The organism is Segetibacter sp. 3557_3 (genome assembly GCF_004354985.1).
In the GTDB taxonomy this organism is placed as follows: domain Bacteria; phylum Bacteroidota; class Bacteroidia; order Chitinophagales; family Chitinophagaceae; genus Segetibacter.
Window position 1 is genome coordinate 302,955 of sequence record NZ_SMSK01000003.1, and the last position, 21,630, is coordinate 324,584.

General features: G+C 46.0%; 15 protein-coding genes. 10 read left to right on the top strand and 5 right to left on the bottom strand.

All coding sequences use genetic code 11. From position 1 onward, the window contains the following. Nucleotides 1-58: 58 nt before the first annotated feature. A complete protein-coding gene (locus EXU57_RS07530; RefSeq protein ID WP_133267573.1) occupies nt 59-1,294 on the bottom strand; it encodes a 5-(carboxyamino)imidazole ribonucleotide synthase in 1,236 nt (411 codons plus the stop codon). Between the two features lie 660 nt (nt 1,295-1,954). Here EXU57_RS07530 and hppD point away from each other — a divergent pair. Then, nucleotides 1,955-3,085, top strand: a complete 1,131-nt coding sequence (gene hppD / locus EXU57_RS07535; RefSeq protein WP_133267574.1) for a 4-hydroxyphenylpyruvate dioxygenase — start codon at nt 1,955-1,957, stop codon at nt 3,083-3,085. Nucleotides 3,086-3,172: 87 nt separating this feature from the next. After that, nucleotides 3,173-3,925 carry a murein L,D-transpeptidase family protein gene (locus tag EXU57_RS07540; RefSeq protein ID WP_133267575.1) on the top strand — a complete coding sequence of 251 codons (753 nt, stop codon included), beginning with the start codon at nt 3,173-3,175 and terminating at the stop codon, nt 3,923-3,925. Nucleotides 3,926-4,457: 532 nt separating this feature from the next. On the opposite strand, the gene EXU57_RS07545 is transcribed toward EXU57_RS07540, so the two are convergent. Continuing rightward, a complete protein-coding gene (locus EXU57_RS07545) occupies nt 4,458-5,636 on the bottom strand; it encodes a serine hydrolase domain-containing protein (protein WP_133267576.1) in 1,179 nt (392 codons plus the stop codon). Nucleotides 5,637-5,893: 257 nt separating this feature from the next. Here EXU57_RS07545 and EXU57_RS07550 point away from each other — a divergent pair, with 257 nt between their 5' ends. From EXU57_RS07550 to EXU57_RS07560, 3 genes are all read left to right on the top strand, one after another. Next, nucleotides 5,894-8,125 (top strand): bifunctional alpha,alpha-trehalose-phosphate synthase (UDP-forming)/trehalose-phosphatase, encoded by a 2,232-nt coding sequence (locus tag EXU57_RS07550; protein ID WP_133267577.1) that lies wholly within the window; start codon nt 5,894-5,896, stop codon nt 8,123-8,125. A 356-nt stretch (nt 8,126-8,481) separates the two neighbouring features. After that, nucleotides 8,482-9,234, top strand: coding sequence for a DUF5602 domain-containing protein (locus tag EXU57_RS07555; protein WP_133267578.1), 753 nt, complete (start codon nt 8,482-8,484; stop codon nt 9,232-9,234). Nucleotides 9,235-9,462: 228 nt separating this feature from the next. Further along, nucleotides 9,463-10,509, top strand: a complete 1,047-nt coding sequence (locus EXU57_RS07560; protein ID WP_133267579.1) for a formimidoylglutamase — start codon at nt 9,463-9,465, stop codon at nt 10,507-10,509. Nucleotides 10,510-10,814: 305 nt separating this feature from the next. Here EXU57_RS07560 and EXU57_RS07565 read toward each other — a convergent pair whose 3' ends face one another. From EXU57_RS07565 to EXU57_RS07575, 3 genes are all read right to left on the bottom strand, one after another. Beyond that, the gene (locus tag EXU57_RS07565) at nt 10,815-11,579 is read right to left on the bottom strand and encodes a DUF1080 domain-containing protein (protein ID WP_133267580.1); all 765 of its coding nucleotides are present in this window, start codon (nt 11,577-11,579) and stop codon (nt 10,815-10,817) included. 115 nt (nt 11,580-11,694) lie between these two features. Beyond that, entirely contained in the window at nt 11,695-13,026 is a 1,332-nt protein-coding gene (locus EXU57_RS07570; RefSeq protein WP_133267581.1) for a Gfo/Idh/MocA family protein, read from the bottom strand. 423 nt (nt 13,027-13,449) lie between these two features. Then, entirely contained in the window at nt 13,450-14,070 is a 621-nt protein-coding gene (locus tag EXU57_RS07575; RefSeq protein ID WP_207955413.1) for a DUF4159 domain-containing protein, read from the bottom strand. Between the two features lie 107 nt (nt 14,071-14,177). Between EXU57_RS07575 and EXU57_RS07580 the strand changes: the two genes are divergently transcribed. From EXU57_RS07580 to EXU57_RS07600, 5 genes are all read left to right on the top strand, one after another. Beyond that, nucleotides 14,178-15,179 carry an AAA family ATPase gene (locus tag EXU57_RS07580; protein WP_133267582.1) on the top strand — a complete coding sequence of 334 codons (1,002 nt, stop codon included), beginning with the start codon at nt 14,178-14,180 and terminating at the stop codon, nt 15,177-15,179. A 144-nt stretch (nt 15,180-15,323) separates the two neighbouring features. Continuing rightward, nucleotides 15,324-16,211, top strand: coding sequence for a DUF58 domain-containing protein (locus EXU57_RS07585; RefSeq protein WP_207955414.1), 888 nt, complete (start codon nt 15,324-15,326; stop codon nt 16,209-16,211). Between the two features lie 2 nt (nt 16,212-16,213). Beyond that, entirely contained in the window at nt 16,214-17,692 is a 1,479-nt protein-coding gene (locus EXU57_RS07590) for a BatA domain-containing protein (RefSeq protein WP_133267583.1), read from the top strand. Continuing rightward, the gene (locus EXU57_RS07595; RefSeq protein WP_133267584.1) at nt 17,685-19,787 is read left to right on the top strand and encodes a DUF4175 family protein; all 2,103 of its coding nucleotides are present in this window, start codon (nt 17,685-17,687) and stop codon (nt 19,785-19,787) included. The genes EXU57_RS07590 and EXU57_RS07595 overlap by 8 nt, the downstream gene beginning before the upstream one ends. Further along, nucleotides 19,780-21,573, top strand: coding sequence for a hypothetical protein (locus EXU57_RS07600; RefSeq protein WP_133267585.1), 1,794 nt, complete (start codon nt 19,780-19,782; stop codon nt 21,571-21,573). Before EXU57_RS07595 ends, EXU57_RS07600 begins: the two co-directional genes overlap by 8 nt. Nucleotides 21,574-21,630: the final 57 nt, after the last annotated feature.

A 21,630-nucleotide genomic window follows, 5' to 3' on the forward strand; every position in this document is an offset into this window, starting at 1 on the left:
TTGTTGGTAGATTGTTGTGCGGTGATCAAGTGATTATTGTGACGGCCTCCCTCACGACTTACATTTCACCTTTATCTACCTGGATGCTTTGCACTTTCAACGCCTGCTTAACTTTATTTGCCTGGTAGGGTAGTTCGTGTGTTTCGTTACTCATGATCGTAATATGCCCCATTTTTCTGCCTGGTTTCGTTTTTCGTTTACCATACAGGTGAACAAATGCATTTTCAATTTTAAGTATCTCTGCAAGGCCTTCATAGTGTACATCACCTTCGAAGTTGTCGGCGCCAACAACGTTTACCATACATGAAGGTTTAATGGCTTTTGTATTTCCAAGTGGATAGCCGAGCAGAACACGCCATAACATATCGAACTGGCTGGAAAAATTAGCTTCTATGGTATGATGGCCACTGTTGTGTACCCTGGGCGCAGTTTCGTTAACCCATACATCATCATTCTTATCTACAAACATTTCAATGGCAAAGATTCCTGGGCTGTTGAGCTCCCGCACGACTTTTAAAGCAATGGCTTCTGCTTTCCAACCTACCGTTTCCGGAACGCGGGCGGGGCTTACCTGGTAGTCGAGCAGGTTAAATTGCGGATCCATGACCATCTCTACCACAGGGTATATCGCGGTTTTTCCATGGTCGTCCATGGCAACCATCATTGCGATTTCCTTTTTGATGTCAACCATTTTTTCGAGCACTGATGGCGCATCAAAGCCTTTGGTGAAGTCATTTTGCGTACGCATGACCTGCACCCCGCGGCCATCATAACCTCCCATTCCTACCTTATGCACAGCCGGAAGCATTGCACTATGCAGGTTCAATTCCTGCAGGTGGGTGGTAACCACAAAGTGTGGCGAGGGTATGCCTTTCTCCTGGTAAAATTGCTTCTGAATTATTTTATTGTTAATCGTTTTTATTACAGCCGGCCGGGGATAAACCTTAACCCCTTCAAGCGCTAGTTTTTCGAGTGCTTCAACATTGACCGATTCGATTTCAATGGTAATTGCATCCAATCCCTTTCCAAATCGGTAAACGTCGTCGAAATTCCGGATGTCGCCGTTGGTAAAATGATGACAGAGGTGCGCAGCAGGACATAGGGGATCGTTTTCGAGCACGAAAGTTTCTACAGGATAATTAGCAGCAGCCTGCAACAACATACGACCAAGCTGACCTCCACCGAGAATTCCCACCTTTGGAGGTCTTGATATTTCGGAAGAAGGTTGCCGCTCTGCAACAGCATCAGATGCAGTCGGGTGAGCATTCGTGTTGTCCGGGTAATTGTCGTACATAGTCTGGCATTGGTAAGGGTTGCAATTTGTGAAAATAATGATCAATCGGAGTTTTTTTCTTAGCAAGCAATATCCTCATCCATTTTAAAGATATCCTGCAATGTTTTTTACTCAGCCGACCTCGATATAGGCTTACGCTTATTAAGGACTCAACTTAGGGATAGTTATAGGTTAAGCCGGGGCCTTTGCGAGTGGCTCAGCTGAGTGATCCAGGGGTACGATTGGACTTGCCACAGGGTAAAGATGTTGATCGGGAGTGTCAGGCTGCCATAGTAATTGCAAGCTGGCTTTGTTATTTCTCATGCTACGTTTTTCCGGACGGTTCTCGAAGGGATATCTCATGTTGCTGCCTGCCCAGCTCCATAGGTCAACCACGAACCTTAATTATAGATCCTGTGGAACATTACAGGTTGAATTATAAAGGTTCTGCAGAACGAATGAAGCAGGATACACAAACGGTTTATGTGTGCATACAGCCAAGTAGCTGCTGGCCGTCGGGCTTAACAACGGTAAATGGTGCTTCTTCATGCCAATTTTTTATCTTTAACCCGATGAACGAGCGCAAGCCATACCATATACTTATGAGTACCCTTGCCATGGATTCGTGCCCTGTTGATTGCACAACTGACAACTTTTATTCCATTACCAATCAACATTTCCATGCAAACAGTATCGTCTATACCGCAGAATACTCCCGTTCAAACTGATTTTCTCCCATTACAGGGAACCGACTACGTCGAATTTTATGTTGGCAACGCAAAACAAGCCGCCCACTTCTACAAAACCGCATTCGGTTTTCAAAGCCTGGCGTATGCAGGTCCGGAAACCGGGTTAAAAGATAAGGTGAGTTATGTACTGCGGCAGCACAAACTCACTTTTGTTTTAACCACACCGCTTAGATCTGGTAATGAGATTGCCGACCATATCTACCGGCATGGTGATGGCGTTAAGGTGCTTGCACTAAAGACCGAAGATGCAACCAGTGCATGGGAGGAAACAACAAAGCGTGGCGGAAAAAGTTATCTGGAGCCGGTTAAGCTGACCGACCCGGATGGTGAGGTTACCCTAAGTGGTATACATACCTATGGTGACACGGTACACCTGTTCGTGGAGCGGAAAAAATATAACGGCATTTTTCTGCCGGGGTTTAAAGAATGGAAATCCAACTATAACCCGCCCTCTACCGGCCTCTTATATGTTGACCATTGTGTAGGCAATGTTGGCTGGAACCAAATGAATCCATGGGTTAAGTTTTATGAGAATGTCATGGGTTTTAAGAACATCCTGACATTTGATGACAATGACATATCAACTGAATATTCGGCCTTGATGAGCAAGGTTATGAGCAACGGCAATGGCTTTGTGAAGTTTCCGATTAACGAACCTGCAGAAGGAAAAAAGAAGTCGCAAGTGGAAGAATACCTCGACTTCTATGATGGTGAGGGGGTACAGCACATTGCCGTGGCAACCCAGGATATTGTGGAAACAGTGCGGGACCTGAAAAGTAGGGGTGTTGAATTTTTGAAAATACCGGATAGTTATTATGCAACTGTGCTCGACAGGGTAGGGCATATCGACGAAGATCTGGCACCACTGCAGGAATTGGGTATCCTGATCGACCGCGACGATGAGGGTTACCTGTTGCAGATATTTTCCAAACCGGTTGAAGACCGCCCAACCCTGTTCTTTGAGATCATTCAGCGAAAGGGCGCAAAGAGTTTTGGAAAGGGAAACTTCAAGGCCTTGTTTGAGGCATTAGAAAGGGAGCAGGATGCAAGGGGCAATCTCTGATGTGCATATCTACGGCTGAAAACTTTTTTTTTATACTTTAACGATAAAATAAATTTTTATCCGCAGCGATAAAATATTTTTGGTTCAATGAAAGCCCTGTCGTTAACCATCGCCTTTTTCGTTCTGCTGAATAATGTGCATGCACAGCTGTCTTTTGTTGACGTTCAAAAAAGCTATCCCCGTGTAGCTTCTGCTATTAAAGGCAAAGAAGATACCCTAAAGCGGCAGTTTGCCCTGGCAGGGTTGCCCTGGCCGGTTAAGCAGATGTACATCAGGTCGTTTAAATATGACAGCCAGCTTGAAGTTTGGGTGCGAAATAATAAGGACGAAGCTTTTAAACTTTTTAAAACCTACAAGGTTTGTGCACTGGCGGGTGGAATGGGTCCTAAACGGATGGAGGGTGATTACCAGGTTCCGGAAGGATTTTACTATATCAATGAGTTTAACCCGAGGAGTTCTTACCATCTTTCGTTAGGGCTCAACTATCCCAATGCTTCCGACAAGGTCCTAAGCGACTCGATAAAGCCGGGAGGTGAAATATATATACACGGTAGTTGTCTGACAGTTGGTTGTATACCCATCCAGGATAACCAGATAGAGGAATTGTACATCCTTGCGGCTTATGCAAAAACCCAGGGACAAGATTTTATCCCGGTGCACATTTTTCCAATTCGGTACAATAACAAAAAGAGCCTTGAATACCTTGCACGTACTACAAAACACGACCAGGACTTGCAACGCTTTGCGATAAAGATCAAGGAGGTATACGACATCTTTGAAGAAAAGAAGAAGCTGCCGTTAATTTCAGTAAATAAAAAAGGTGAATACATTGTCTTGTAGGCATGAGACTAACAGGACCATAAACGGGAAGTCTTTATCATATTTCTAATGCCGGTTAACGACCGGCATTCTGATTCTTGGAAACGCCTCCTCACAGATACCAGCATTTCGATCCTAAGAAAACCATTTGCTTCTAACCTCAAGCGCTATGATGCTGTTCCTTAAGCTGATTTATTCTTCAGTTCCTTGCGGCTATTTGGCACGATACACGAATGTATCCGCTTGTCGTTAATTGTAGCTGAAAAGGTGTAGCCAGGAATAAGCACCGGATAAACCGGACGGCGTGGCAAGACTGTTTTTACTGCAGATATGGCGAGAAACTGGTGGCAGCCGGAAGTTTTGAAATTGCCCGGATACAAGATACTATGAGATTACACCTGCGGAAATTGATCCGGGATTTGGAATGCAAACTAATAATGGTCCGGGAGTTGGATAAATCGCAGGGAGTTTGAGACCACTGGTCATTACTTAGGTTAAGGCAGCATTGCTGTAATCACTCGTTCACCTTGCCGGGTAACTGGATAGCCCTGGTTTATCCTTCTTGCTTTTGAGGGGTTCCGGGAACTATTACCGGCAGTTCAGTACCCGGATGACGGTTGAATATATCGCCAAGGTGCATACCGCGATATATGCCCGGGTTATACCTGTTGCCTGTTATAATAATGGTGGCGGTATCCTTAATTACCCGGGTAAATACGGCATTGTTGCCATGCCACCAACCATTATGGTAAACGATCTTGTTGTCCGGTAACATCATCAAACGCCAGCCTAAGCCATAGTTATGAACGGAGGGACGTTCATTACTATATGGCACCAAAGCTTCTTCTAGGGTGCCTTTATTTACGTATCGATTGGTATAAAGCGCCATATCCCAAAGCAGCAAATCACGTGGGGTAGAATAAACATTTTTGTCGCCGTAAATGCAATCCCAGTTTTCTATTCCGATCGCACGGGCCGGGTATAGATAACTGGGCTTATATGACCCGGTATCCGCAATGGAAAATACATAAGTGTCTTTCATGCCCAGTGGTACGAACAGGTTGCTGCGCATGTATTCGGGAAAAGGCTGCGCGGTAACATATTCAACGATGAGCGCCAGCAATGCGAAGTTGGTGTTACAATAATGAAAAGAACGATCCGGGTAATTGTTGATCCCGGGCTTATTACGGATCATTACCTGCAACATGTCGTCGTTTGTTGCAATACGTCCCCGCTTTCTGAAAGCCGTATCCTCCGGCATAAAGTACACGTAATTAGGCAACCCGCTGCGATGATTGAGCAACATCCTTATCGTTATTCCTTTGTACGGGAACTCCGGAAAGTACCTGGTTAGCGAGTCTTCCAACGATAGCTTACCCTCCTCCCACAACTTTAATACTGCCATACCCGTAAATGTTTTTGACACTGATGCTATGTGAAAAGCCGTATTTGGGGTAATGGTGTCTTTAGTTGAGAAGTCGCTGTAGCCTTTATATTCTTCCAAAAGGATTTCACCGTTTTTGGCTATGATGATACTCCCGTTGAAGTTCCCTCTTCCGTAAAGCGAGTCGTACGACTTGTATAAAGCCTCTTTGTAAAACGCCCGCTCAGCAGGTGACAGCTTCCTAAAAAACGATGTGTCTTTTGCTTGTAGCTGCGGCACCGGGGTGGTTGATTTCTGGTTACAACCGACAAAAGATAGCAGAATGAGGATATAGATGAAGTAATTCAATTCAAGGATTTTAAACGCGGCAAAAATAGGGTTCCAATCTCTTCTTAATCAGATTTTTGTTGCTTGTCGAAGAAAAACTATGCCATATTTCCGGTTTTTGCGTGACTGTACAAGCGATTAACAAACTTATGTATCTAATCTCCACGTTAAGCTGAAAAGGAGGCTGATTAAGCATGTGGAACCATATGTTTGAAGTGACAATTGCATGTATATGGCTTAGTTTTTATGCGTTGTGCTTCTAGATTAAATGAGCATAAATGAGCAGATTGATAATTGTTTCAAACAGGTTACCCTTTTCATTAGATACCAGTGGTGATAAGCCAGTGATAAGGCAAAGTTCAGGAGGCCTGGTCAGTGCCCTCCAGAGCTATTTCGAACGCAGCAAGCAGAGTGCAGGAAAGTTCAAGAGCAAACAATGGATTGGCAGTGCAAACTTTTCGCAGGAAGAATGGAACGCGTACAGCAGTACATTAAGTGGGGAAGATTTTTCCATACAACCCATCTTTGTTGACGAGCACGAATATTCTGATTACTATAACGGCTTCTCGAATTCCACCATCTGGCCCTTGTTCCACTACTTCAGTTCATTAACGGAATACCAGTCGGAATATTATGATGCTTATAAAAGCGTAAACGAGCTTTTCGCCCGCGAGATTGCAGCGGTTGTTCAACCTGGCGACGTGGTGTGGATACATGATTATCAACTGATGTTATTGCCGATGTTGTTGCGGCAGCAGGCTCCAGAGATCACGATTGGGTTTTTCCTGCATATTCCATTTCCTTCTTATGAACTGTACCGGTTACTTCCAGCTAGCTGGCGAAAAAACCTACTGCTGGGAATACTTGGTGCCGACCTGATCGGTTTTCATACTTACGATTATGTATCCCACTTTATTCAGTCCGTTAAGATGATTCTAAGGATCGATAATCACTATAATACCATCCAGTTTAACAACAGGTTGATTAAAACAGAACTTTTCCCGATTGGTATCGATTTTGAAAAGTTTCGAGACGCTGTTAAAAACAGCAAGGTAAAAGAGATCAGCAGCGACCTCAGGAAAGTTTATGGCGATAAGAAAATCATATTTTCGGTTGATCGCCTGGATTATACCAAAGGACTCAATTATCGTTTAAAAGGATTCGAGCAATTTCTCACCCGCTACCCGGAATGGCGTGAAAAGGTGATATTTATATTGAACATTATTCCATCGCGCGATGCCATTCCCACCTATGGTGAGCGGAAGAAAATGATCGAGGAGAATATCAGCATGATCAACGGAAAGTTCTCGACCCTTCACTGGCAACCTCTTATTTACAGGTATAATCACCTTGCTTTTGAAGACCTCTGTGCCTTATACCAGACTGCTGAGGTTGCCCTGATTACACCTTTACGAGATGGCATGAACCTCGTTGCTAAAGAATATGTAGCAGCCAGCAACAATGGAGGCGTACTTATTCTTAGTGAGCTGGCGGGCGCAGCAGCCGAACTTAATGAAGCGCTTTTGCTAACACCTACCGATACCGATCAAATGGCCGAGTACCTGGCTACAGCCCTGGAAATGCCGCTTGCAGAACAGAAAAGCCGGATGAAGACTATGCAGGGCAGGCTGCAGGAGTATGATGTTGTTGTTTGGGTAAATGACTTTCTTGATCAACTGGAAGAGATCAAAAATGAACAGCGGAGGGCTAAGGCAAAATTGCTGGATAATGCAACTACGGAAAAAATCCACCGGCATTACCAGGGGGCTAAAAAAAGGTGTTTTCTACTGGACTACGACGGTACTTTGAGCCCTTACACAAAACTGCCATCCGAAGCTGCGCCGGGAAAGCAGGTATTGCAATGCCTGAAAAATTTGAGTGCCGATCCCAAAAATGAAGTTGTGATTATCAGTGGGCGCGATTCCCAAACGCTCGACAAGTGGCTTAGTCATCTTCCCATACATTTTGTGTCGGAACATGGTGTTTTTATCAAGCATAAAAATGGTAAATGGGAAACCCAGACCAAGGTGTCACCGGAGTGGAAGGACAAGATCCGACCCATGTTTCAATCCTATGTGACGCGTTGCGCAGGATCTCTCATTGAAGAAAAGGCAAATACCCTTAGCTGGCACTACCGTAACACACAACCTGATCTCGGTTTTGTGCGTTCAAGGGAACTCCTGAATAACCTGCTTCAACTTACTTCAAATACACCGATCCAGGTAATTGATGGAAATAAGGTTATCGAAGTGCGACTTTCAGGCATGGACAAAGGGATTACTGGTCTCAAGCTTTCTACGCACTTTAATGCCGACTTTATGATCTGTATTGGGGACGACACTACAGATGAGGACATGTTTAAAGCGCTACACAATAAGGCCTACACGATCCGTGTGGGCAGCGAAACTACCGCAGCCGATTATAGCCTTTCGTCACAGGAAGAGGTTATACCTTTTCTCGAAAACCTGATGCAGGAACAACCAAGCCGGAAAAAGCGGTGGTTGTTTTAATCATTCCCGGGTCGCAAAGATTGGTACTGCTTGTAAGGCAGGTGGCCAAGCTGGTCTATCATCATTAACATTGATTTGAGCAATTTCAGTTTCTTAAAATAAGCTGCACACTACCCTGACAACTCAACGCGTACGCTGTTTTATATCGGGTTTGCAGATGTAGGCGGATTAATTTGCAATTAAAAAATCGCTTGATTCTACAAAAAGTCGGAATTGGATATAACAATAACCATCTGAATGCGTTTGTCGTAAGCAATAGGTTCCGCCACAACAGCGAAAAAACCGCCATGCTGCAAATGGGAGGTTTTTTCGTTGATGTAAGAAATAATATATTGCGAATTAATTCAAACGTTCTAATGAAAACCGTTTCACTAACCGCTTTGTTGCTGTCATGCTGCAGCCTGTTTCTTTCCTCCTGTAAAAAATACGATATTGAAACACCACCCCCTGGTCCGGAGACTGAAATGGGCAACGGAAGGATAAGGTCGTTTTCAACCGTAGCCAACGGAAAACCACTAACGATTGGCATTGAGTTAACACCGGCCTCGCTACAGGGACTCAGCACTTCAGGCCATAGTACATATTTGTTAACACTGAGTGATGAGATCAAGCGGCTTACTGCCTTTGACCACATTGTGGTTGATTGGAACCCCAAAGGCCACGCTCCCGATAGCGTTTACGACATTCCACACTTTGATTTTCACTTTTACACCATCAACAATGCTGAACGTTTGGCCATCGGCAGTTGGGAAAAAGACTCAATTGCATTGAAGAAGAATCCCCCGCTGTCTTTCTTGCCACCTCATTATGTGCCTGCAGCCGCCGACCCTGACATGGGCAAGCATTGGGTAGACACCACCGGCCTGGAATTCGATAGGGTAACGTTTACCAAAACGTTCATCTACGGAACCTATAATGGCCGTGTAAACTTTGTGGAACCGATGATTACAAAGGCTTTTATAGACAAAGGAGACGGTTTTGATGATCCCATCCCGCAGCCAACAATTTATTCACCCGTTGAAGCCTGGTATCCGCAAATATATAGCGGCAAGAAAAATGCGGCGGGTAATTATACTGTGACTTTGAGTGATTTCGCGTGGCGGCCTTAATCGACCGATATTGGTAAACACGGGCTCTGCCCTTAGCTGAAAGGCTTGCGGCTTTTCCAAATACAAGCGGTAATGCCAGGGTAACAATTATGATTTCTGCATCTGAGAAGAAGCGCCAACTTTGATGCTTCTTCAAACATCTGTGCATCGACCGTGCTATGCAGATTATTTCCTTACATTTATCCCTTTAGAACATGCACAACCAACAACTGCTGTACTATGGGCTATATGAAATATTTTACCTTTTACAACAAAAAAGACGTATTAGCATTAACAAAGGTCAGGCGTTTTGAGACAAAGGTAGGTGAGCGGGTTCTTGCCCTTTCCGACACCACGAACCTGGAAGAAGCAATTCAAAAGTCAGGTGCTAAGTTTGTCCTGATAGGTATTCCTGAAGACATTGGTGAGAAAGCCAACCACGGTATCGGTGGCACCGATACCGCATGGGAGCCATTCTTAAGTGCATTTCTCAACATCCAAAGCAATGACTTCCTGGAAGGGAGTAATATTCTTGTTCTCGGGCACTACGACTTCAAAGCAATATCCGGTTTAATTGATAGTAATGCGCTAAACGCTGATGAACGTATTGACGCTTACCGGCATGCCGTTAACGAAGTTGATGAAGCAGTTGAGCCCTTAATTAAGCTCATTACCCAACTGGGTAAAATCCCGATTGTTATCGGCGGTGGTCATAATAATGCATATCCCCTTATACGCGGTGCGGCTAAAGGCTTATACAAAAACAACGCGGTGCCTTTGGCATCCATCAATTGCCTTAGCCTTGACGCACAGGCAGATTTCCGGCCGCTTGAAGGCCGACATAGCGGCAATGGCTTCAGCTACGCGGAAGAAGATGGCTACCTTCAGAAGTACTTCATTCTTGGTTTACACGAAAACTACCTGACGCAGAATATCTGGCTTGATATCGTGAACAATCCGTTTATCGACTTTATTACTTACGAAGACATATTCCTGCACGAGAAGAAAACCTTCCTCGAGGCCATTGCACATGCAACTGCCTTTACTGATGATACGGCAACCGGGATCGAAGTAGACCTGAAATGTATTGAAGAATCATTGTGTGGTGCATCAACACCATCCGGGCTCTCGTCCATTCATGCACGCCAGTTTGTTTCGTATGCAGCGGCAGATGTAAAACCGGCATACCTCCACATCTGTGAAGGCGCATCAGCAATGCCTGATGGCAGAAGAAGTGAAACCACCGGTAAACTGATCAGCTACCTGGTGAGTGATTTTGTGAAAGCGCTGGAGTGAGGAAGAAAATTAAAAATTAAAAATTAAAAATTCAAAATGAAAAAAGAGCACAAGATTTTGCAGGTGACTGCATCTTGTGCTCTTTAATTTTTTGCCCTTCAACAAAAGGCTTTCAGCCTATCAACTTATCAACCAATCAACTTATCAGGTATCAACCAATCAACTCTCTCCTCAATACCCAATACCTTAATACCTCAATACCTTAATACCTCAATACCAAACCACTCAACCACTCAACTTATCAACGTATCAACCAATCAACTCTCTCCTCAATACCCAATACCTCAATCCCAAATCCCCTATCATCACAATACCCGCAACCAGATGTTCCTGAAACTAATGGGTTCACTTTTATCGCCATGCGACTGAAGTTTGATGGGTGCTGCACCATGTTTTTTGTAGGCGGGTTTGCCAATGTAAGGTGTGTCGCCTTTTAATTCGTAATTGTTTTGCACAAGCACCCCGTTGTGAAGCGCTGTAATCCTGCCCGGCGACTTTACAGAGCCATCATCATTGAAACGTGGTGCCGTCCAGATGACGCTATAGGTTTGCCATTCACCCGGCTTTTTGCAAGCATTTACCAATGGAGGTGATTGCTTATAAATGCTGCCCGCCTGCCCGTTTACGTAGGTGGTGTTGTTGTAATTATCAAGCACCTGCAGTTCGTAGCCGCCCGCATTACCCGGGAAGGCGGCCAGGAAAATGCCGCTATTGCCACGTGCCTGGCCCGTGCCGGTAATGTTCTCCGGTATCCGGTATTCAATGTGTAGCTGAAAGTCGGTAAACCTCCGTTTTGTTTGTATGTCGCCGGTTTTTTTGTCTACCGTCATCATGCCATTATCCACGATCCACTTTGCTTTTGCCGTGGTATCGTTGCTCATTACCCATTCACCAATGTTTTTTCCGTCGAAAAGAATGATCGCATCAGCGGGCGCATCAAATGGGCCCGAACCCGGCTTAACGATGGGCGGAACAGGGGTATAATATTCGGTGTCTTCAGGTTTTGCCTGTGCAAACAGCCCACTGGTAAACAGCAGGGAAGTCGTAATAGCAAGCAACGCTTTTTTCATAATCTTTTGTATACTTTTTGGTTTATGTACAATGAGAAGCAGGCACGTTAAAGATCGGGTTCTACACAACTTCTAACAGCGTGCAAAAGCAGCTGTTTGATGCATGACCACAAGCCTACACTTTAGGCAGCTTATAACCATTGTGGTACTCTTTCATCAGGTATTCCTTATTTATGCTATTGTCGCTAAACGCATGCTTCGCTGCATCCCACTCCAACTTCTTGCCACTACGGAAAGCAATGTTTCCCAGCTGGGCAACTGTGGCCACGTGTGCACCGGCCTGTATAGAACAATGCAGGTCTTCCATTTTCCTGGACTTGATTACGTTCACGAAATTGATCATGTGCATGTTCAAACCGTTGTCGGATGCTTTTACCAGGGGCTTGCTCACCTTACTGGTACTTTGGCGTTCTTCAATTACTTCCCATCCACCGCGGTTTAAGATCAGTGTGCCATTGTTACCAATGTAGGCAATTCCATGATCGCGGTTATAGGAACCATTATCGATGCCCATTGCGGAGTCCCACACCATATTGAAACCATCAAATTCGTACAGCGTGGTCAGGGTGTCTGGTGTTTCCTCGTAAAGGTCGGGGTAAGCAAAACGACCACCCAATGCAGATACCGATTTTGGTGCAGGCGACTTCATGCCAAGCAATCCATAATCGAGCAAGTGTACACCCCAGTCGGTCATTAGACCGCCAGCATAGTCCCAAAACCAACGAAAGTTAAAGTGGAAGCGGCTGGAATTAAATGGCCGTTTTTTAGCAGGGCCAAGCCAGCTGGCATAATCAACACCAGCAGGTGGTGCACTGTCGGGAACAACGGGCCCTGGTTTCATCCAGCCCTGGTAACACCAGACTTTTACCGTACGTATGTTGCCAAGAACCCCGGTATGAACGTAGTCAACCGCATCCCTGAAGTGCTGCTGGCTTCGTTGCCATTGGCCAGCCTGCACCACCTTATTGTATCGTTGCTGTGCCCTTTCCATTGCACGGCATTCTTCAATTGAGTTGCCAACAGGCTTTTCTACATATACGTCTTTCCCCGCTTCAACAGCGTGGATCATCATGAGCGCATGCCAGTGATCGGGGGTGCCAATGATCACGGCATCAACATCTTTTTGCTCGAGCAGCTTGCGGTAATCACCATAGGTTTTTACCGATGCGGTATTCACCTTCATTTTACCCAGGTCGTTCATCCGTTGATCTATCACCGATTTATCAACATCACATATCGCTACTACGTTAACCCCGGGTATCTTAAGTATGGCCGTTAAATCCGACCAGCCCATACCCTTGGCGCCAATCAGTCCTACATTCAGCTGATCGCTGGGTGCGATACGGTTCTTGAAAATGGCAAATGCTTCATTATTGAAAGCAGAACCCAAAAAGGTGCCTCCAGCTACCAACGAGGCGTTTTGTAAAAATTTCCTACGGTCAAGCATATTGAAGAATTAAATAATTAAATAATTAAAAATGTAAAATGTAAGATGAAAAACATCGATATCGGAATGAAAACGATTACAATTGTCCATTTTTTTAATACAAATTCTCTCTCAAGTTCACATTACCATCCTGGTTTTAAAACTTGAATCCGTATGGTTCGCTTTAAATGAATTTAGCTGTGTCTGGCAGTCAATTCATTATACTCAATTAATTCCTTAAAGGTTAAAGCGAAGCAATCATGGCAAATTCAATGGCAGAACAAAATTGGCGCATAGCATTCCCAACCGTACAAGAGTGCGACGCAACGTTGTCCTATAGAATTCCTGAAGCCGGGTCCATAAAAAATATAATGTACTAAACCGCATGACTCAAAGCTCAACATCATAGTTCATCATTCATCATTCATAGTTCATCATTCCCGCTCATCCCATCGCATACACCACAATGTTCATTGCAAACTTCGTATTATCCTCAGCTAAAAAACGTTTGTTCCTGAAATCGTAATCCCATTCACACCCATAATCTTTATTACTGTACAATACCGCGATCCTGCCATCAATCTCTATTGCCTTCAGGTAATCGTGCACAAGGTCGTCGCCCCAGCCGTTAAGTTCAAAAGATGTGGTCGGCGGTCCTTTTTCAAACGTAAAAAACGACCGGTAAAGCTCATGTGTTTTTGGGATCTTCTTTAGTGCGCCAGCGCCAAATAACGTAGCCATTTGCGTTTCAAAAGATCTTGCAAACAGGCCGTCGATATCATGATTGCAATCATCCACAAACGTAAACCCGCCATTGCGAATATATTTTTTAAAGTAAGCGCTTTCTTTTGAATCGAACTGAACCAGCTTATGCCCGCTGAGGTAGGTGAAAGGTGACTGGAAAAGTTCATCACCCGACAAATCGATTACTCTCTCTTCGAGGTTCACCGGAATGGTCGTGTATTCAATCAGCGAATTCAACACATTTGAAGGCATACGCTGATCGGTGTTCCAGTCGCCCGACCTGTACCTTATTCGTGTAAATGTAAATCTCGGGCGCACCATGTCGATCCTTTTTTATAGCCGAATGTCACCGGCAATTTTTTTCGTTTCTGTTTTTGCCCTAATTTCCTCTTTGGTCAACAACGTAAACGATCCTTAAATATACTGCTTTGGAAATATCAGAAAGTTCGGTTCAACAATTATTGCAGAAGTTAGGGCAACTTGTTCGGGAAATCCAGAAAGTGATTGTTGGGCAGGATGAAGTATTGGAGGAAGTTATCGTTGCCCTACTCGCCGGAGGGCACTGTTTAATTGAGGGGGTTCCCGGCCTTGCTAAAACGTTAATGGTGCGCACTATGGCGCAGGCACTCGATCTTTCGTTTCGCCGCATTCAATTTACCCCTGACCTTATGCCGACCGACATTGTTGGCACAGAGGTGCTTGAAGAGGACCATTCAACAGGCAAAAGGTTCTTCCAGTTTAACAAAGGACCCCTGTTTGGCAACATCATCCTTGCCGATGAAATCAACCGGACACCGCCCAAAACCCAGTCGGCGTTGTTGGAGGCCATGCAGGAGTTTGAGGTTACTTATGGGGGTAAAACTTATCCGCTTGATCGTCCGTTTTTTATTCTGGCTACACAAAACCCGATCGAGCAGGCGGGCACCTATCCATTGCCCGAAGCCCAGCTCGACCGCTTTTTATTGTACATCAGGATTGGTTACCCCACCGAACAGGAAGAAACGGCTATACTCACCAATACCACCGCCAACCGTAAAACCCATGTTGGCCAGGTGTTAAACGCCGGGGAGATACAACAACTGCAGGCACTCGTTCGCGATGTTACCATTAACGACGACCTCGTCATCTATGTGTCCTCGATCATTCGTGCAACACGGCCGGCAACCAGTACCAATGCTTATGTAAAAGAATGGGTGCGATGGGGGGCAGGTCCCCGTGCGGGGCAGGCCCTGATCCTCACCGCAAAAGCACGTGCATTGTTAAAAGGGCGCTATGCTGTTCAAATGGAAGATATCCAGGCAATGGCGCGCCCGGTTTTACGTCATCGCGTACTCATGAATTTTAAAGCGGAGGCGGAAAATATTACCTCCGACGACGTTACTCAAACCCTTTTTAAATCCATCTCAAGGCCAAAAGGCAACCTTGTGTAGCTGATAAACGCCTGCTACCTTGTGAGCTTTTTTTGGTGACCGGCATTTGTCCATCTTGCAACTCCGGTTGCGACGCTCCTTTCAACAGTAAAGCCATATGCAGCAGTAAGAAACCGATATTGTGAACCAGAACCCTTTTACCATATGAGCCGACTGGCCGACCCGAAAACGCTGATGGCAATAAAAGACCTGCCGCTGGCTGCAAAAACCACGGTAGATGGATTTTTGGCGGGCATACACAACAGCAGCGTAAAGGGTATTGGCATGGAGTTCAGCCAATATCGAAGTTATCAGCCAGGCGATGATCTTCGCCGCCTCGACTGGAAGATGTTTGCCCGATCCGACCGTTATTACATCCGTGAGTCAGAAATAGAAACCAGTATATCGGTGCGGCTACTTGTTGATGCAAGCGCATCAATGAACCATACATCGGGGGCTTTTACCAAAATAGAATACGCGCGATACCTCGCAGCTTCTCTCGCTTACCTGGCACAAAGGCAGGGTGATGCAACCGGCTTGTTTGTGTTCCGGCAAGGCGAACTGTTTTCCCTTCCCGCACGCCAGGATCATCAGCACCTTGCCCGCATTTATTACCAGCTGGAACAGATCGATCCACAAGGTGGATTCACCAACCCGGTAGATTATAAAAGCATTTTCTCCGGTATCAACAAAAGAGAGCTGCTCATCTTTATCACCGATTATTACGAGCAGGATGGAGAGATTAGCCGTTTGTTACATGCGTTGGCTTCGAATAAACATGAGATTATTGTCTTTCACCTGCTTGCACCTAACGAAATAAACCTCGATTACAAAGGTTTTAGCACGCTTGAGGACCTTGAAACGGGCAAAACCATTCGTATTGATCCATCACAAAGCAAGCAGCTATACAAGCAGGCTTTAGAGAAATACCTTGCGGATGTACGCGCAGGATTACTGGACAAAAACATTTTTTACCGCTTAATCAATACTGAACACCCGGTGGATGAGGCATTGCGGGACTTTCTTGTGCAACGAAATAAAATCCGGGGCTGACGATGTACTTTCTTCAATCCATATGGTTATTGGCGATTGCAGGCATTATTGTTCCAATTGTCATTCACTTATGGAATGTTAGGTCGGGCAAGGTGCTGAAAGTGGGTAGTATTGCTTTGCTATCCGAGCGTTCACGAGCGCATGCAACCAGCTTTAAGCTTTCAGACCTGCTGCTTCTGATCCTTCGCTGCCTTATTTTGATTGCACTGGCGTTGCTGCTGGCTAAGCCGTATTATTTACAACAAACCAGGCAAACGGCAGAAAAGGGCTGGTTGTTAATCGAAAGGCAGCACATCGGCCGGGCTTACACCATCTATGGATCCACGATAGATTCCCTGATAAACGCCGGTTTTACGTTTCGATATTTCGAACCCGGTTTTCAAAAGGCAGATTGGGAGCAGGTAAAACAGGCAGTCAACGATACCGGCTTAAGGAGCATTTTGAACTACTGGGGGCTGGTGAAATCACTCGACCAGCTGGCACCAGAACGACTTCCGATTTACCTGTTTACCACAAATCGCCTTCAGCACTTTTCCGGCGCAAGGCCGGTTGTTGCCATGAACCTGAACTGGCGGGTATACTCAACCCTGGATACCATACAAACGAGTATTGTCGATGCTTTCAGAACTGCGGCTAACCGGCTGAAAGTTATACAGGAGACCTCATCATCAAAGGCCATAAGTTATCTTGCTGTCGATACGGCTTCCTACGTTAAGGCTATCCATCAGGGCAATGAGGGCCAACCTTATTTAATAACGCAAACCGGCGACAGCATTCCGGTGGCCACCAGTAAGTTAAAGGTGGTTATTTATTCAGGCAAACAAGTCAATGACGGGAGGTACGTTAATGCAGCATTGCGGGCCATTCAGGACTTTACTGAAAGGCCAATATCAATTGCATTCACAACACAGAAGAATGGGGTCCCGGCAGGTGATTGGCTCTTTTGGCTCAGTGATGAAGCACTGCCATCAACATCGCACAAACACATCTTTGTATATGCCGGCGGCAAACCATTGGCTCAGTATTCAACCGGGATTATACCAATGGGATTGCCGATCGCCGCTAATCTTTATCAACAGGTAAATGCACCGGAAACTTTACAACACAACGCAGTTGTGCTCTGGAAGGATGGCTTCGGAAGGCCATTACTCACCAGCGAACAAGGTCAGTCGACAGTTTACCGCTATTACAGTCGCTTTGATCCGGCCTGGAACGATCTCGCTTGGAGCAGCCAATTTCCGGAACTACTTTATCGCTTAATGTTCAACCACGCGGAAGCGGAATTTACCGGCACCGATCTTCGGAGTATAGATCCACTGCAAATTGCCCCGGTTACTAAGCCGGCAAACGTTGCCGCTGCGAAGCCGGAGCTCGCAGAGAAAAAAGATCTGAGCCGCTGGTTTTGGTTGCTTGCATTCCTCTTGTTTATTGCGGAACGCTGGGTATCTCTGCACAACAAAAAAGGAGTCGTCAATGCATGAGTCGCGGGGACAGGAGCTGGTAGCTTCATTTCAAAAACGATGGTCGGCGAAGATCTTATTCGCTTACTTGTTATTGTTTGCTGCTGCACTCATCATGATGATTGGCTTATTCATCCGGTTTGGCACTTCTACTTGGCCAATCGCGCTAATGTTATGCATTACAGCTGTTGCAGCAAAAAGGCATCGCTGGTTTAACCCGGTAAAGCAGGACGAAGTCGTTCGATACCTCAACAGTACGGCCGGCCACTTACAGGAAAGTGCAGCTCTTCTGTTAAAGGCTCCCGGGCAGATGAACCCTCTTGAAAAGCTACAGGCACAAAAGATCTTGCAGGCTCCTGTAACGGTACCTGAACCCCCCGGTCTGAGAAAGCGATTGCAGTTTGGTGCCGGTTTACTTATAGCTGCTGTCGTTGTTGTATTGCTAATGTTATTGGTTGCGCCAAATCAATCCGGGTTTGCTTCGCTGGCACCGCTAGCAGGGCCCAAAGCTGAAACGAAACTTGCCGCGATCAGGTTGGCCCGCATACGGATAAGCCCGCCTGCATACACCCGGAAACCGGCACGCGAGCAAGGGTTATTCAACCTCATTGCTGAAGATGGTGCAACAGTAAGTTGGCAGGTAACCACTACGCTTGCCGTAAATAGTGTGGAGCTCATTTTTAATGATAAGCAGGTATTGCGGTTGAAGCCTTCTACAAAAGACCAAACTGAATGGCAGAGCCATAAAAAGATTACCGCTGCAGGGTTTTACCAGGTCAGGATCAACAACACCCTATCAGAACTGTACAGTATTGAACTTCGCCGCGATCAGCCACCCGCTATTATCGTTCGTTCTCCAAAGCCAACCAGTCTTATTGAATATGGACAACCATCAAGAGCATTGGTGGATGTGTTGCTCACGGATGATTATAGCATTACTGCAGCAGCGATTCATGCTACGATTGCGAGTGGAAGCGGGGAAGCCGTAAAGTTTAAGGAACAACAATTGACCTTTCTAAATTTTACACCCGGAAAGGCAAGATATCAACTGAATAGTCGTATCGATCTCAATCAGATGGGAATGCAGCCGGGCGACGAGCTGTACTTCTATATTTCGGCACGGGACAGTTATGAACAAGAAAAACGTTCTGATATTTTTATCGTTCGGCTGGAAGATACTGCGAGGTTGATGGAGATTGAAGGGCTCGCAAACGGGGTGGACTTGAAACCGGAATTCTTTAGGAGCCAACGCCAGATCATAATCGAAACGGAGCAGTTGCTTAAAGACAGGGATACGATGAGTGCGGCCCTGTTTGCGGCGAAAAGCAATGACCTTGGGGTTGACCAAAAATTATTACGGCTGCGCTATGGCAAGTTCCTGGGCGAAGAAACGGACAACGAGATCGGAGAGGATCATGACCATGAAGGTGAAGAACACGCTGAAGAATTCGGGAACACCGACAAGGTAGTGGAAAGCTATGCCCATAAACACGATATTGCCGAAGATGCTACCTTTTTTGATCCGCAAACAAAAAAGCAACTTAAGGCAACCCTTGGCGAGATGTGGAAGGCCGAACTACAATTGCGCACGATAAAACCCCGTGATGCCCTGCCTTTCGAGTACAGGGCTTTGCGGCTACTCAAAGATCTTCAACAAAAGTCGAGGTCATACGTTGCAAAAACAGGTATAAAAACAACCCCCCTGCAACCAGGAAAGCGACTGACGGGTGAGCTCGCCGACGTAAATCAGCCCGTTTATCGTGGAGAACGGAAGGCGCCAGAAGACAATGCTCTTGTGGTTCGCAAGGCACTTGGTGTATTGGGAGACATTCGACCATCACAAAAGATCAGCGCCGAAAACCTCGGCGTTCTCCAACAGGCAGCAAACAGGTTGTCTGTTTTTGCTGCCAATAAGCCTGCAGTTTTTTTGCCCGGGTATAAAGCCCTGCGCAATGTGCTTGAAGGTAGGTACCAGAACAATGATATCAGGGTTGCCGGCATGGCCTTTCAGCAAATGCTTACCAGCCCGGCTGAACGCCCGCACGCAACTGAGCGAGCCCCGAACATGCGTTTAGGTGACCGTTATTTGATGAACCTAAACCGGAAACATGACTGAATGGTTGTTCATTGCGGTTGCATGTACCATCCTGTTCCTGTGGCTTGCTTACCGGGAATACCGGAGGACAAACCCGCTGTTCAGGTGGGGTCGGATCATAGCGAGCCTTGTAGCATGCGCCTCCTTAGCCCTTCTTGGCATACCACTACGGTACGAACGGAAAATAGTAGAAGAAAAAGCAACGGCAATTGTCTTGACCGGCGGTTTCAATCGCGATAGTGTGGATCGGTTTATACGTGCTCAACAAAACCGACCGCCCATCTACACCACGAGTGATCAGATTGCCGCGGATCCCGATATGGGTGCCACTTTCATTACGGGTGTTCAGGAAATAACGGGTAAAACCATCCATGTGTTTGGCAATGGCTTTTCTGACTTTGAATTGGCCACGTTCAACAATACGCCTTTGAAATATCATCCACCTGGTTCTGTCGAAGGCATGCGGGGGATCAACTGGAACCGTCAGGTTATTGCAGGCAACGAGTTGTTGGTGACTGGCACCTATCACAACCTTAAAAAATTAAAAGTGAACGTCGCGCTTTCCTTATTGGGGCGTACGGTTGACTCGATATCCCTGGATCCAAACCAACCAGGTTTTACACTCAAAACAAAACCTGTTTTTACCGGGCGTAATCAGTATCAACTTACGGTACTTAATGGCAAGGACACACTTGAAAACAATCCTGTACCCATTGAAGTCGTGTCACCAAAACCGTTAAGGGTAATCCTGCTTGCATCGTTTCCCGACTTTGAACATAAGTTTCTCAAGCGGTGGCTCACTGCCAGGGGATACGAAGTGGTCGCAAAAACATCCATAAGTAAAAATAAGTTTCAGACCGATCTCGTGAACTCTTCGATCGCAACGGCCTTTACCCTTAGTGCATCCCTTTTATCAAAGTTCGACCTGTTGATTACCGACCATTCCACACTGGCAGGGCTCAACACCCAATCACAAAATTTAATTCAGCGAATGGTGTTTAGCGATGGACTGGGGATTGTTGTAACAGCCGATAGCATGGGTGGAAGAGGTATGTTTTATAGCGGAATATTTCCAACCCTTTCATATCCGAATACTGCGGCAACGATTAACGCCCGGATCAACAGCACTGATATCAAGTTGCCTTCACTGCCGGCAGCGGGCCATTTACACATCAAACCGGTTGCCGGAACCCGTGCACTGGTTAACGACATGGCAAATCGCACCCTGGTAAACTCGGGCTTATTTGGAAAAGGTAAGATCGTATTTAGTACCCTAGCCAATACCTATGTTTGGTCGCTCGCCGAACAACAGGGGGAGTATAACAGCTTCTGGACAACCATCATAAACGGTGCGCTGCGAGCTTCCCAGGCTGGCGAGAGCTGGGGAACTGCGCCACTACTGCCGGTTGTAAATGAACCCGCGAAGCTTTGCCTCAGAACCGATCAGCCAGGCATTCCAACCGGGGTAACCGGGCAACAATCGGTGTACCTCCGCCAAGATCCAAGCCTGGAATATTCCTGGGAAGGAACCGTTTGGCCGAGAACGGCAGGTTGGCAACAGATTGTAGCGGCAGATGGAACTACCAGGTGGTGGTATGTTTACCCTGAGGGCGCATGGGCGTCGATTAGAGCAGCTGATAAAATATCAGCAACCAAAGCATATGCTTTAAGCCATTCACCTTCAGCACTCGCAAGGCCTGCACCTTCACAGGAGACGGCTGAAGTGAACCCAAAATACTTTCTGATCTTGTTTCTTGCCGCTTGCAGTTTCTTATGGATTGAAAAAAAATTCCTTGCCTCCAAATGAAAAGCGCATAAAAAAGGATAGATTGCCTGTTGCTTAACGGTTTAATTACTGCAAGAC